General features: G+C 73.0%; 13 protein-coding genes. 11 read left to right on the top strand and 2 right to left on the bottom strand.

Going from position 1 to position 13,369, the window contains the following annotated elements:
• The first annotated feature begins 15 nt into the window (after positions 1–15).
• The gene (locus AC3EUJ_RS30840; protein ID WP_431967159.1) at positions 16–2,268 is read left to right on the top strand and encodes an MMPL family transporter; all 2,253 of its coding nucleotides are present in this window, start codon (positions 16–18) and stop codon (positions 2,266–2,268) included.
• 154 nt (positions 2,269–2,422) lie between these two features.
• The gene (locus AC3EUJ_RS30835; RefSeq protein WP_431967157.1) at positions 2,423–3,928 is read left to right on the top strand and encodes a S8 family peptidase; all 1,506 of its coding nucleotides are present in this window, start codon (positions 2,423–2,425) and stop codon (positions 3,926–3,928) included.
• A gap of 66 nt (positions 3,929–3,994) precedes the next feature.
• Here AC3EUJ_RS30835 and AC3EUJ_RS30830 read toward each other — a convergent pair whose 3' ends face one another.
• Both AC3EUJ_RS30830 and AC3EUJ_RS30825 read right to left on the bottom strand, forming a co-directional pair.
• A complete protein-coding gene (locus AC3EUJ_RS30830; RefSeq protein WP_431967155.1) occupies positions 3,995–4,315 on the bottom strand; it encodes a chaplin in 321 nt (106 codons plus the stop codon).
• A 473-nt stretch (positions 4,316–4,788) separates the two neighbouring features.
• Complete coding sequence (locus AC3EUJ_RS30825; protein ID WP_431967153.1) at positions 4,789–6,687, bottom strand: glycosyltransferase family protein; 1,899 nt, start codon at positions 6,685–6,687, stop codon at positions 4,789–4,791.
• A 234-nt stretch (positions 6,688–6,921) separates the two neighbouring features.
• Between AC3EUJ_RS30825 and AC3EUJ_RS30820 the strand changes: the two genes are divergently transcribed.
• The 9 genes from AC3EUJ_RS30820 to AC3EUJ_RS30780 all read left to right on the top strand — a co-directional run bounded on the left by AC3EUJ_RS30820 (position 6,922) and on the right by AC3EUJ_RS30780 (position 12,981).
• Complete coding sequence (locus AC3EUJ_RS30820; RefSeq protein ID WP_431967151.1) at positions 6,922–7,698, top strand: IclR family transcriptional regulator; 777 nt, start codon at positions 6,922–6,924, stop codon at positions 7,696–7,698.
• On the top strand, positions 7,695–8,558 hold the full coding sequence (locus AC3EUJ_RS30815; RefSeq protein WP_431967149.1) for an SMP-30/gluconolactonase/LRE family protein: 864 nt from the start codon (positions 7,695–7,697) through the stop codon (positions 8,556–8,558). The genes AC3EUJ_RS30820 and AC3EUJ_RS30815 overlap by 4 nt, the downstream gene beginning before the upstream one ends.
• Positions 8,559–8,695: 137 nt before the next feature.
• Positions 8,696–9,406: an SCO2400 family protein gene (locus AC3EUJ_RS30810; RefSeq protein ID WP_431967147.1), complete on the top strand. Its 711-nt coding sequence runs from the start codon at positions 8,696–8,698 to the stop codon at positions 9,404–9,406.
• Positions 9,407–9,589: 183 nt separating this feature from the next.
• On the top strand, positions 9,590–10,597 hold the full coding sequence (locus AC3EUJ_RS30805; protein WP_431967145.1) for an NADP-dependent oxidoreductase: 1,008 nt from the start codon (positions 9,590–9,592) through the stop codon (positions 10,595–10,597).
• A 320-nt stretch (positions 10,598–10,917) separates the two neighbouring features.
• A complete protein-coding gene (locus AC3EUJ_RS30800) occupies positions 10,918–11,100 on the top strand; it encodes a hypothetical protein (RefSeq protein WP_431967143.1) in 183 nt (60 codons plus the stop codon).
• Positions 11,097–11,243, top strand: a complete 147-nt coding sequence (locus tag AC3EUJ_RS30795) for a PA14 domain-containing protein (protein ID WP_431967141.1) — start codon at positions 11,097–11,099, stop codon at positions 11,241–11,243. Before AC3EUJ_RS30800 ends, AC3EUJ_RS30795 begins: the two co-directional genes overlap by 4 nt.
• Positions 11,240–11,395: a hypothetical protein gene (locus tag AC3EUJ_RS30790; protein ID WP_431967139.1), complete on the top strand. Its 156-nt coding sequence runs from the start codon at positions 11,240–11,242 to the stop codon at positions 11,393–11,395. The genes AC3EUJ_RS30795 and AC3EUJ_RS30790 overlap by 4 nt, the downstream gene beginning before the upstream one ends.
• 194 nt (positions 11,396–11,589) lie before the next feature.
• Positions 11,590–12,138, top strand: a complete 549-nt coding sequence (locus tag AC3EUJ_RS30785; RefSeq protein ID WP_431967137.1) for a hypothetical protein — start codon at positions 11,590–11,592, stop codon at positions 12,136–12,138.
• A gap of 39 nt (positions 12,139–12,177) precedes the next feature.
• Entirely contained in the window at positions 12,178–12,981 is an 804-nt protein-coding gene (locus tag AC3EUJ_RS30780) for an EI24 domain-containing protein (protein ID WP_431967135.1), read from the top strand.
• Positions 12,982–13,369 lie beyond the last annotated feature (388 nt).

Here is a 13,369-nt window from a genome sequence, read left to right as displayed (position 1 = left end):
TCGTCCCCCGAGGCCATGACGGGGACAGCGACCGTCACGTCGGGTGAGACGTCCGGCAGCACGTCGCCCCCGGGCCGGCCGGCGCGCCTTCCACTGCCGCTGCGCCGTCCTCGAGCCGTCCTCACGGCCTGGCTGTTCCTCGTCGTCCTGGCCGGGATTGTCGCGGGCGGCACACTCAACGTACTGAAAACCGGTGGGTTCGACGATCCGTCATCGGATTCCGCCGCAGCCACGCGGTTGCTTCGGGACAAGTTCCCCGCCGCACAGCCCAACCTGTTCGTGCTCGTACGGGACAAGGGCGGGGACGCGGACAGCACGGCGGCCACCCGTGCCGGACGGTCCCTGCTCGAGAAGTTGTCGCGTGAGCGCGCCGTGCACATCGTGGCCTCGTACTACCGAACCCCCGACCCGGCGCTCCGCTCGGCCGACGGTGCGGTGGGCCTGACCGCGGTCACCGTCGCCGGCGACCAGGATGCCGCCGACCGCAAGACCAAGGACCTTTACACCAGCCTCGCCGGAGAGCGCAGTGACGTCGAGGTGCGCTTCGGCGGTATCACCCAGATCAACAACGATCTCAACGACCGGACCGAGCAGGACCTCAAGCTCGCCGAGTCGGTGGCAATTCCGCTGACGTTGCTGCTGCTGGTCCTGGTCTTCCGAGGTGTCGTCGCGGCGCTGCTGCCACTGGCCGTCGGGGTGTCGGCCATCGTCGGGGCGATGGCGGTGCTGTGGTGCCTGGCCCAGCTGACCTCGGTCTCGGTGTTCTCCACCAATCTGATCACCGCCCTTGGTCTCGGTCTCGCGGTGGACTACAGCCTGCTGATCGTGGCTCGCTACCGACAGGAACGCGCCACCGACGGCGACGACATGGCGGCGTTGCTGCGCACCCTGCGTACAGCGGGCCGCACAGTGGTCTTCAGCGCCGCGATCGTGGCCAGCGTGCTGCTCACCTTGCTGGTCTTCCCTCTGTACTTCCTGCGGTCCTTCGCGTTCGCGGGCGTGGCGACCGTGGCGATCACGGTTTTGGGCGCGCTGGGACCGCTGCCCGCCATGCTTCTGCTGTTGGGGAAGCGGGTCGACAAGTGGCGCGTGCTGCCGACGCGCGCCGCGCAGGTCGTTCCCGAGCGCCGGCTGTGGGGCCGCATCGCCGGGGGCTCGATGCGCCGCCCCGCGTTGTGGGGCTTGCTGGCGACCATCGGGCTGGTGGTGCTCGCCCTGCCACTGGGCCACGCGCAGTTCGGCATCCCGGACGAACGCGCCCTGCCGAAGAACACCGAGAGCCGGCAGGTGGCCGAGGCGCTGCGTACGGGCTTCGCCGGCAGCGCAGGCGGTGACACGATCAGCGCGGTGGCGCCGGCATGGGACCGGGACCCCTCGGCAACCGCCTTGGCCACGTACGCCCGGACGCTCTCCCGTGTGCCCGGTGTCGACCGGGTGGACAGCCCTGTCGGCCGCTTCGTCCACGGCAGGGCACAAGCCGTGACCCCAGGGGCGGACAGCGCAGCGGTGGCCCTGCGCAACGATCGGAGCGTACGGCTCGACCTGCACACCCGTGTCGTGCCCTACTCCCCCCAGGGAAGCCAACTGGCCGAAAGGGTGCGCGCGGTCCCGGTGCCCGGTCATCGGGAGGTGTACATCGCGGGACTGGCCGCGCAACTGGTGGACACCACGGACGCGTTGGCGGACGGACTGCCCTGGGCGCTCGGCCTGACCGCGCTGATCACCCTGGTGCTGCTTCTGCTGGCCACGGGCAGCGTGCTTCTGCCGGTCAAGGCGGTTCTGCTCAATGCCCTCGGGCTGGCGGCGGTCGTAGGCGCGATGGTGTGGATCTTCAACGACGGCCATCTGTCCGGTCTCCTCGGCTTCACCCCGTCCCCGCTGGCCATCACGATGCCGGTGCTCCTGGTGTGCGTGGCGTACGCGCTGTCCATGGACTACGAGATCTTCCTTCTGTCCCGTATCAAGGAACGGCACATCGCCGGAGACCCCGCTGAGTTGTCGGTCCGCGCCGGCCTCGGCGAAAGCGGCCCCCTCATCAGCGCCGCCGCGGGCCTGCTGGCTGTCTCCTTCTTCGCCATCGCCCTGTCCGGAGTCTCCCTGGCCAAGTTCTTCGGCCTGGGCACCGGCATCGCCATCCTCCTGGACGCCGTGCTGATCCGCGGAGTGCTGGTCCCGGTGTTCTTCCGGCTGGCCGGCCCCCGTGCCTGGTGGGCCCCTGATTCCGTGAAAAGGCTGACTCGCAAGATCGAGATGGCCTCCGGCCACTGACCGTCCCCTCTGACCGAGCCGCCGACGGGGGAGTGTGCGGAGCCTGAGCGTCACCTGGACAGCCGTCCAGGCGGGCGACCGGAAAACTCTGATGATAGCCAGGACCTGGGGGGTCGTCAGATCGAGTGCGAAACAACGGTCAAGGAGCCCGCCGATGCGCATTTCTGTGCGGCGAACAGCATCCGTCGCCCTGATGACAGCCCTTCCCGCCCTTGCCCTGGCGGCGCCCCTCCCGAGCGCGGCGGAACCGCGGCGTGGCCCCTCGGGGGCGATCCCTGGGCAGTACATCGTCACCTTGGACCCCGGTACCGCGCCGATCGCCGTCCTTGAGGGGCTGGGAGTCCAGCCGCTGTTCACCTACCGGCACGCGCTGTCCGGCTTCGCCGCCAGGCTCACCGCCGGGCAAGTGCAGCGGGTGCGTGCCGCGCCGGGGGTCGACGAGGTGGAGCAGGACGTCATGGTGACCATCCCGCTCGGCGAGGACGCCCCTGCCGACAGCGACCTGGAGCCCCCGCCACCGGTGGGCGTGCCTGGCGAGCCCCCGGGGCCGGTGGACTTCCCCCAGGACATGGGCACCCCCGACGCCCCGTCAGCCGATCCCGCGCCGCCGGGTGAGTTTCCGCCGCACGAGCCAGGGCCGGGACAGCCGCTCCCCGAGCAGGCTGGGCCGGAGGAAGGAGTGGTGGCGCTGCCGCCCGATGCGGCGCCGGCGGGGTCACCCCCCTCCCCGGGGCCCGGTATCAAGCCGGTGCTGCCCCAGGGCCATCCCGCCGCGTCTTCGGGGCCCCCGGCCGTGGCCTCCGGTCCCGCGCGGGCGAAGGGAGTCCGCGGGCTGGGCGGCTTCACACCCTGGGGTCTGACCCGGATCAACAACCGGGCCCTCGGCGGGTTCGGTTACTCCGTCCGGGCCACCGGCGCGAAGGTGACCTCGTACATCGTCGACAGCGGCATCGAGTTCTCCCACCCGGACTTCGGGGGGCGGGCCGTGCCCGGCTACGACGCCATCGGGGACGGTCTGGACGGCGGGGACTGCAACGGCCACGGTACCCATGTGGCGGGCACCGTCGGCGGCAGTTACACGGGTGTGGCCCGCAAGACGACGCTGGTGTCGGTGCGGGTCTTCCCCTGCGTCGGTCGTACGGCGAACTCAGCAGTCATCGCCGGCATCGACTGGGTCGCCGGGCACGCGAAGAGGCCCGCGGTGGCGAACCTGTCCTTCGCCGGGCGCTGGTCGCTCGCCACCAACCGTGCGGTGGAGGGGCTGGCCAGGGCCGGGGTCTTCCCGGTGGCCGCGGCGGGCAACGAGAACGTCAACGCGTGCTTCGTCTCCCCGGCGAGTTCCCAGTCGGCGTTCACGGTCGGCGCGATCGACCAGGAGGACCGCAGGGCCTGGTTCAGCAACTGGGGTACCTGCGTGGACATCCACGCGCCGGGTATGGGCATCCTGTCCGCTTACCTCAACGGGAGCTTCCGCGACCTGGACGGCACGTCGATGGCCGCCCCGCACGTCACCGGGATCGCCGTCCTGTACAAGGACACCCACGGTGACGCGTCCTTCGCGACGCTGAGCGAGTGGCTCACCGGCCACGCGATCCGCAATGTGCCCATCGACGGCGGTTACGGCACCGCCCGGCTGAGCGCCTTCACCAATGGCCTGTGAGGCCCGCCCCGGCCAGAGGCCGCCGGAGAGAGTACCCCCGGCGGCCTCGGACGGGTGGGGCCTGCGTCAGCGGTTGACGCAGTAGTTGCCGGTCGTCGGGTTCAGGAGGGACCAGTGGTTGTGCCCGTTGCCGCAGTGGTTGATCGGGATGTTGATCGGGTGCTGGATGACGTTGCCGCTCAGGATGCCGGGGGAGCCGACCGCGATGGCCGAGGCGTAGGCGCCGCTGAAGCCGTAGCCGTCGTAGCCCTTGTCGTAGCTCTTGCCGTAGCCCTTGCCGTAGCCCTTGCCGTAGTCGTCGGCGAGAGCGCCGGCTGCCGAACCGAGGACGAGGGCACCGGCGGCGATCGTCGTGGCGACGGCCTTCGAGAAACGGATCACGTTCATGCCTTTCATGCTTGATGGGACCAAAGGTCGTGATCTGGTCAACGATCGGTTTTGCCCCGAGATGCGCGTTATCACCCGAATAGTCGTACCGGATGTGGATTCCCTGTGGCGAATCGTCAGTTTTTTGGGTGCGCCTGCCGGGGAGCACCGCGTGAGGGCACTGGTGGGCGGCGTACGCGCGCGAACCGGCCCGGGGGCTGCGACCCGTCCCCGCCGTGCCCACGTGGCCCCCTTCGGCGCCCGCCCCGGCCTCGCCGTCCGCCCCTGCTTCGATGAACGCCCCGGCCTCCGTGGCCGCCGCGGTTCGGACGAACGCCCCGGCTTCGGCGTCCGCCCCGGTGCCGGTGCCGGTGCCGGTGCCGGTGGCCGTACCGTCCGGAGCCGCGGGGACCGGCGGGGGATGGCGAGGAGAAAGCGAGGACGGCCGCCCGTACCGGGCGGCCGTCCTCGCCTGTGCGGTCCTTGCGCGTCCCTCAGCGCCGCGCCAAGTGGCGCCGTACCGTCGCCATCCGGGCGGAGGCGCGCTGCCTGGGCGCGCGGTGCCGGCCCCGGGCCGTACGCCGGGCCCGCCGTGCGGCCAGGGCGCCCGCGACCCGGCGCCGCAGTACGCTGCACCGCCAGACCAGCAGCGGTACCAGGGTGGTGAGCAGCGCGATCGCGGCCCACGTGCGCATCGCCGCGTGGGCGTGGCCGAGGAAGACCGAGGCGAGCAGCGAACCGGCGAACAGGGCCGCCCACAGCAGGTGGACGCGGAAGGTGGCGAGCCGGTCCGGGCGGGCCGGGCCGGCCCCGGCCGCGGCGACCGGGGCCGACGGGCGCCGCAGCAGCGTCGTCACGAGGGAGAGCGCGTGGTACGGGGCGGCCACCGCGGACATCACCATCCCGGCGACGCCATAGGACCCCTTCGGCTTGCGGGGGCTGACGTTGCGCCCGCGGTTCCCCAGGCACAGGGCGATCCGGAAGGCGACGGCGGTGCCGTGCAGCGTCAGCCACACCGTGGGATCGATCGGCGCGCCGGAGGCGCCGAGCCCCAGGAAGAGGACGCAGGCCAGCGCGGAGAGGAACCAGCCGAGGCCCGTCAGGGGGTAGTGGACGGCCGTCAGCGTGTAGGTGATCAGGCTGCCGGGGCGCAACTTCCACGGGGCCTTCCAGAACTGCCGCAGGAGGGACTCGCAGATGCCGCGGCTCCGGCGCAGTTGCTCGTCGAGGAAGCCGGTCCAGGAGGACGGTTCCCCGCCGGCGGCCACCACGTCCGGGGTGTGGACCGAGCGCCACTTGCGGCCGGTGGCGGGGTTGCGGCGGGCGTGGATCTCCAGTCCGGTGGCCAGGTCGCCGGCGGCGGAGTCGTACAGGCCGCCGGCCTGCCGCAGCGCGCAGACGCGGACGACGTTGGCGGTGCCGGTGAAGAGGGCGGAGCCGTAGCGGTTTCCGGCCCGCTGAGCGGGCGTGTGGACGAGGGACCGATGACTCTCGGCGGCCCTCGCCACGGCCGTGTCGTGGTCGCCGTGGACCTGCGCCCCGACGACGAAGGCGACGTCCGGGTCGCGGAAGTAACCGAGCGTCCGCTCCAGGTAGTTGGGGAGCGGGAACTGGCCGGTGCCGACGCAGGCCGTGAAGTGGTAGCCGTCGCCGTGGGCGTCGAGCCAGGCGTTGTGGACGCCGTGCCGGGCGCCGGCGCGGAAGGCGCCCTTGGGCTGGTTCCAGCGGTCGACGCCCTTGCGGGTGAAGTGTCGTACGCCCAGCGCCTCGCAGAGCCGCCGGAGCTCCGGATCGTCGTCCTCGTCCAGCAGCCACACGTCGACGGGGCCGTCGTGCCGGACGCGCACGGCGCCCTCCAGCGTGGCCCGCACCGTCTCCAGGGACTCCTCGCCCGGGGCGGCGGAGGTCAGCAGGGCGACCCGGGTGCCCGGCGCCGGGGCGACCGGGACCGGGTCACGGCCGACGAGGGTGGCGTGGGCGTGGGCGAGGACGGTGACGAGCCGGAAGAGCTCGACGAGCCCGAGGCAGACCAGCACCGCGACGTCCGCGACGTGCGCCCACTGCGGTACGGCCTCGCGGGCCGTCCAGTGGCGCGGCTGCACGAGCCAGACCAGCACGGCCAGCGAGGCCAGGGGCGCGGCGGTGAGCAGCAGCCAGGTGCGGATCCGGTGTCGCTCGCGGGACATCAGGCTGCGGTACCTGACCCGGTACAGCACCCCTGGCCGTGGGGGGTCGTTGAGGGGGCCGGCGAGCGTCCCGTGGCGCGCGTAGTCGTCGTGGCGGGGAGCGCCGGCGTCCGCTGCCGGCCGGTCGCCGTCTCCGGTGGCCGGGGAGGGGACGAGCCCGCCGGGCCGGGCGGGCGTCTTGCGCATGCTGCTGGGCGTGATCGTCACGGCGACCCCGTAGGAGGAGAGAGGTGAAGGAATCACCGAAAGGTGGGAAGTGGTACAAAATGCCTGATGGGCACTGAGAAAGTAGCAAACAGCCCTAGAGTTGTCCGACAAGACGACAATCGGCGTGGCGTAGTGCGCGGCCATTGCCCGTTACGACCTGCCGCGGATACGCTGCGTTCGCGATACCGATCGCTATACGGAATCTCGAACAGGCGCCGGAGAGAGCGAGCAGAGATGGGACGTCTCGTACCCGCCGTGACCAGAGCCCTGGACATCCTGGAGCTCTTCCTCGAAGGCGACGGCACGATGTCCGCGCCCGAGATCACCCGCCGGCTCGGCCTGCCGCGCACCACCGTGCACGAGCTGGTGACGACCCTCGCCGCGCGCAACTACCTGGTGCCGCAGGCCGGTCAGTCCGGTCGCTACCGGTTGGGCGTGCGCACGTACCAGCTGGGCAGCCGCTACGCCGAGCAGCTGGACCTCGCCGCAGAGGGCCAGCAGGTGGCCCGCTCCGTCGCGGAGACCTGCGACGAGACGGTGCACGTGGCGATCCTGGAGGGCACCGACGTGATCTACATCGCCAAGGTGGACAGCACCCACGCGGTGCGGATGGTGTCGGCCGCGGGGCGCCGGCTGCCCGCGCACTGCACCTCCGTCGGCAAGATGCTGCTGGCCTCGCTGCCCGCCGACGACCTCGACGAACGCCTGCCCGCGGACGGGCCGCTGGCCGCGATGACGGAGCACAGCATCACCTCGGCCGGCGAACTGCGGCGGCAGCTCGGCGCGGTGCGCGAGCGGGGCGTCGCCGTCGAGCGACGCGAGTCCAACCCGGACGTCTCCTGCGTCGCCGCCCCCGTCCGCAACTCGGCAGGGCAGGTGGTGGCGGCGCTCAGCATCTCCGTGCCGATGATCCGCTGGAGCGAGGAGCGCCGGGCTGAGCTGGAGGAGCTGGCCGTCAAGGGGGCCGCGGAGCTGTCCGAGCGCCTCGGCCACCGGGGAGGTGTGCGGTGAGCGGGGTCGAACTCGCCCTGAAGGCCGGGGCGCGGCTCGGCGAGGGCCCCACCTGGGACCCGGCCGGCGCGCGGTTGCTGTGGGTGGACATCCTCGCCTCCCGGGTGCACTGGTACGACCCGGCCGGCGGCGGCACCTCGGTGATGGCGACCGGACAGCACGTCGGCGCGGCCAAGCCGCGCGCGGCCGGCGGCGTGGTGGTCAACCTGCGCGACGGCGTGGGGCTGTACGACGCGGACGGCGCCTTCCGCTGGCTGCACCGCGACCCCGTTCCCGGCCGCCGGGCCAACGACGCGGCCGTGGACGCCACCGGCACCCTGTGGGCCGGCACCATGCGCTACGACGAGGCGCCGGGCGGCGGGACCCTGCGCCGGGTGGCCCCGGACGGCACGGTCGTGCCCGTGCTGGACGACGTGACCGTCAGCAACGGCACCGACTGGAGCCCCGACGGCTCCCTCATGTACTACGTGGACAGCCCGACCCGGCGCGTCGACGTCTTCGACGTCGACCGGGACACCGGACTCGTCGGCGGGCGGCGGCCGTTCGCGGTGATCGAGGAGGGCGCCGGGCTCCCGGACGGCCTCACGGTGGACGCCGAGGGCTGCGTCTGGGTGGCCCTGTGGGACGGGGCCGCGGTCCGTCGCTACACCCCGCGGGGCGATCTGGACCGGGTCGTGGAGGTGCCGGTGGGGAGGCCCACCGCCTGTGCGTTCGGCGGGCCGGCGCTGACCGATCTCTACATCACCTCCGCGAGCACGGGCCTTGACGCCCGGGAGCTCGCGGAGCGGCCGCTCTCGGGATCGCTGCTGGTGGTGCCGGGAGCCGGGCAGGGGATGCCCGATGTGCCGTTCGGTGGTTGATTCCGTGGTGGTTCGGGGTTGATTCGGGGCTGATCGACGCCTAAACCCGCATGTCCCGGGTTTCACAGAGGTTTCACGGGATCAACGGCCGACTCGTATGTACGTCCTATCGTCATGTCACATACGCTGCCGGAGCAATGGACTACTGCGCAGCATGCCGACGGCACATCAACGGCGCCCTGTCTTGCCCGGGGTGCGGAACGCCCGCTCACCAACTCGGTGCGCACGGGCCTGCCGACGCGCCCGTGCAGGGGCCCGCGACCGGCGAGGGCGAGGACCCCGCGGCCCCCGAGGGCGGTCGGGCGGAACGCCGCAAGGCCGCGGGGCGGGGCTCCGCGGACAGCGCCCCGCGCCGTTCCGGCAGCCGGGCCCGCACCCGCCGCGTCCGCACCCGCCGCCGTTCCCGGCTGCTGGTCGGCACCCTGGTGGGCGCCGCGATCGTGCTCGTCGGCTGGAGCGTGGCGGAACTCCCGCTCGCCGGTTACGTGACGAGCACGGACCCGGCCGCCTCGGACCACGCACAAACCGACGGCGCCTCCCCGAGCGCGACCTCCTCGCCCGGTGGCGACCCCTCCGGGGACCCGAAGGCGCCCGCCTCCGACATCTCGGCGTCCGCGAGCGCCTCCGCGTCGCCCAGCGCCTCGGAGAGCGACAAGAAGTCGTCGTCCCCCTCGGCCTCCGCCTCCACCCCGGCCGGTCACTCGCCCTCCGGCCCAGGGGCCACGGCCCCTGCCGGCGGCGGTGCCACCACCTCGGCCCCGTCGAACTCGGCCCCGGCGTCCCCGCCCGCCACAGACACGCCGCCGCCGACGCCCAGTTGCACCCGTTTCCTGTGGTGGTGCACCTGACGGGCACCGGGCCCGCCCTCCCGGCACGATCACCCACCCGCTTCAGCGACCCGCGGCGACGACCGGCTCCGCCGGCCGTCGCCGCGGTGTGCGACGGGACACGCCCGCGCCGATTTATTTGACTTCATCAAACATCCAGGCTCATGGTTAGTTAAGAACCTAAAGCTTTGGAGGCGTTCCCCCATGCCGAAGAGCCGTGAATGGCACCTGGTCGCCCGCCCCCACGGGTGGCCGAAGCCGGAGGACTTCGCGCTGCGCGAGACCGAGGTCCCCGAGCCGGGACCCGGTGAGATCCTCGTGCGCAACCTCTACGTGTCGGTCGACCCGTACATGCGCGGCCGCATGAACGACGCGAAGTCGTACGCGGAGCCGTACCGGCTGGACAAGCCGATGCAGGGCGGCGCCGTGGGCCGGGTCGTCGCCTCGGGCGCGGAGGGCTTCGCGCCCGGTGACCACGTGCTGCACTTCCTCGGCTGGCGCGAGTACGCCCTGGTCAACGCCGAGACCGTGGTCAAGGTCGATCCCGGCCTCGCCCCGCTGAGCACCTACCTGGGCGTGCTCGGGATGACCGGCCTCACCGCCTACGCGGGCTTGCTGCGCGTCGCCGGGCTCAAGGAGGGCGACGCGGTCTTCGTCTCCGGCGCGGCGGGCGCGGTCGGCAGCCAGGCCGGCCAGATCGCCAAGCTCAAGGGCGCCTCCCGGGTGATCGGCAGCGCCGGCTCGGACGAGAAGGTCAAGCTCCTCGTCGAGGAGTACGGCTTCGACGCCGCCTTCAACTACAAGAACGGCCCCGTGGCCGAGCAGCTGGCGGCCGCCGCGCCCGACGGCATCGACGTCTACTTCGACAACGTGGGCGGCGAGCACCTTGAGGCGGCCATCGGCGCCCTCAACCTGCGCGGCCGGGTGGCCGTCTGCGGCATGATCTCGATCTACAACGCCACCGAGCCCGCCCCCGGCCCCCGCAACCTGGCCCGGCTCATCCAGAACCGACTGCGCATCGAGGGCTTCCTCGTCGGCGACCACTACGACCTGCAGCCGCAGTTCGTCCAGGAGGTCGGCGGCTGGATCCGAGAGGGCAGGCTGCGCTACCGCGAGACCGTCGTCGACGGGATCGAGAACAACCTGGAGGCCTTCCTCGGCGTCCTGCGCGGCGACAACACCGGGAAGATGCTGGTGCGTCTGCCCGAGTGATCCGTCCCGGGCGGGAACGGGGACGGGGGGCGTGCCCGGGCGGGCGCGCCCCTCACGCGCCGCCGGGTTCCCCGTCCTCGCGGGCCGCCCGCCGCCTCTTCGTCCTGGTGCGCAACGAGCCGCGCGGCGAGCCCCGTGCTTCCCGTCGACCCCGCCGCGGTGCGCGGGTCGGTGCTCGTCGGGGCGGCCACGTGTGACGCCCGGGTGCTCGGGGGCGCGTCCGCGCGGGCCTTCCCGGATTGTGTGGTCGCCCCGCTGGGCGGCCCGCGCGCGGCGCTGCCGGAGGGCGCCGCTCTGACACGCCTCCAGGGCGCTACGCCGTGGGCGCCGGCCCCAACGAGGAACTCGTGCCCGCCGGGCCGGGCTTCGCGTTGCGCGCGGCCTACCGGGACGCCGCGGGCCGGGTCCCGGGCACCTGCACGCCGCCCGGTGGCCACGTCCAGTGGCTGGGCAGCGACCTGCCCGCCGGAGTGACCCACGCCGCTCTGCGCTCGGTCGAGTGACCGGCACGTTCACCCCATGCGAGAGCGGCGCCCACCACTTCGCCCCCCCCGGGGGCCTGGGCGGCTTCCGCCTCGCCGTGGACGGCGCGGTGATCTTCGACGGGACGCAGGTTGCGGGCCCCGAGTCCCCGCGGGCGCCGTGACGGAGGCCCGCATCACGCTGCCGCGGCGCGCCGCGCAGATCCGGGACCCCTCGGAGGGTGACTGGCGCACTCTCGCGGGTACGTACACCGCCGAGGTCGCGCGCAGCTTCGCTGACCGCCGTCTCACGGTGCCGGTGGCCGTGGACGGCTGATCCAGGCACCCCGGGGAGGTCCCTGACACCCTCCCCGGGGTGCGGGGTCGCCACCGGCCGCACGATGACGGGACGTCAGGACCCTTACCGGGTAGGGTCCCCCGGCCGGCCCCCGCCCGATTGCGCGCCGCCTCCCGCGACGTGACGCTCGTGCCAACCGCGCCCCACCCCAGGCGTCCACCCGAGGAGCTGCGATGACGGCACGTACGCGCACCCGTCCGGTCCTGGCCGGCGCGGCACTCGTCCTGGCCGGCGCTTTCGTGCTGCCGACCGGCTCCGCACGGGCGAGCGGCCCGCCCGCGCCCGCCGTCGCCGGCTGCACGGTGAACGGCCGGCCGGTCACCGGCGGCGTCGTCACCGGCACCGAGGGTTTCGACGAGATCGACTGCCCGGGCGGCGTCCCCGCCGGCGTCGTGGTCGCCGGCGGCGGCGGTACCGACGTGATCACCGTCGACGGCGGCAACGCGGGAGCCGTCGACGGCGGCGGCGGGGCCGACCTGATCGAGATCAACGGCGAGAACAGCGGCCGGGTCACCGGCGGCGACGGCGACGACCTCGTGGACCTGATCGGCGACGCCGACGCCAACTCGGGCACCGTCAGCGGCGGCCCGGGTGACGACGTGCTCTTCCTGAAGGCCGTGGACATCGCCGGCAACGGCGTCGTCAGCGGTGACACCGGCTCCGACGTCTGCCTCTTCGACCCGGACCCTTCCGGCGCCCGGGACTGCGAGGTCGTGGTCTGAGCCGTAACGGCCGCCCGTGGTTCGCATACCCTGTCGCGCATGCGAGATCTTGCCTCCGGGATACGGCTCTTCGTCGACGGCCAGCGCTGGGTGCTCCGGCACGGCCGCTGGTTCGGCTTCGGGCTGCTGCCCGCGCTGATCACTCTCGTCGGCTACGCGGCGGCACTGGTCGTCCTCGCCTTCTGGGCCGACGACGCGACCGCCTGGGCCACGCCCTTCGCCGACGACTGGGACTCGCCCTGGCGCGGCCTGTTCCGCGGGCTGCTCACCGCGATCGCCTTCGGCGGTGGCCTGCTGCTGGCCGTGATCTCCTTCACCGCGGTGACCCTCCTGGTCGGCCAGCCCTTCTACGAGTCCCTCGCCGAGCGGGTCGACGTCAGCGAGGGCGGCGCGCCGGACGCCCCTGAGGTCCCGCTGTGGCGGGAGTTGCTGCGGTCCGCCCGGGACAGCCTTCGGGTGCTGGTCCGGGTCGCGGCCTGGGGCATCCTGCTCTTCGCCGCCGGCTTCATCCCCTTCGTCGGCCAGACGGTCGTCCCCGCGATCGGCTTCTGCGTCTCCGGCTACTTCCTCGCCCTCGAACTCAGCGGTGTGGCCTTCCAGCGTCGTGAGGTGCCGTTGCGGGAGCGGATGCGGATGTTGCGCGGGCGGATGGCACTGACGCTCGGTTTCGGTGTGCCGTTGATTCTGTGCTTCCTGGTGCCGTTGGTGTCCGTGCTGCTCATGCCGGGTGCGGTGGCGGGTGCGACGCTTTTGGTGCGGGCGTTGGCGCCGCCGCGGGAGGACCCGGAGCCGCGGTCGGAGTCGGACGCGCCGGTGGGGCCGCCGGCTTTCCGCAAGCCGTAGCGGCCAACGCGCGACCCGGAGGGAACCGTTCGGCCCCGCCGTGTGACCAGTCCCCCGGAGAACGCGAGCGCGCCGGCATCCCGTTCGTCAACCACCACCCGCGCACGGTCGCCGCGCAGCCGGAGGCCGCGGGGCTGCGCGTCGAGCGGCGGATGCCGGTGTCCAACCTGCCCAGCACGCGGCTGAAGCGGGTGGTCCCGCACTCGGCGCTGGTACGGGCCGAGGGGGCGCTGCGGTCCCCGCCGGCCCGTGTGGGGGTTCGGGCCGAGGGGGCGCTGCGGTCCCCGCTCGCCCGTGTGGGGTTCGGGCCGGGCATCTTCTTCCTGGTCCGCCAGCCGGTCCGGCGTCCGGGACCTCTGGCGCGGCGGCGTCCGCGTGCGGCATGCTC

It is taken from the genome of Actinacidiphila sp. bgisy160, assembly GCF_057707815.1.
Note: the sequence above shows the minus strand (reverse complement) of the source record. Positions and strands in the feature narration are given on the sequence as shown.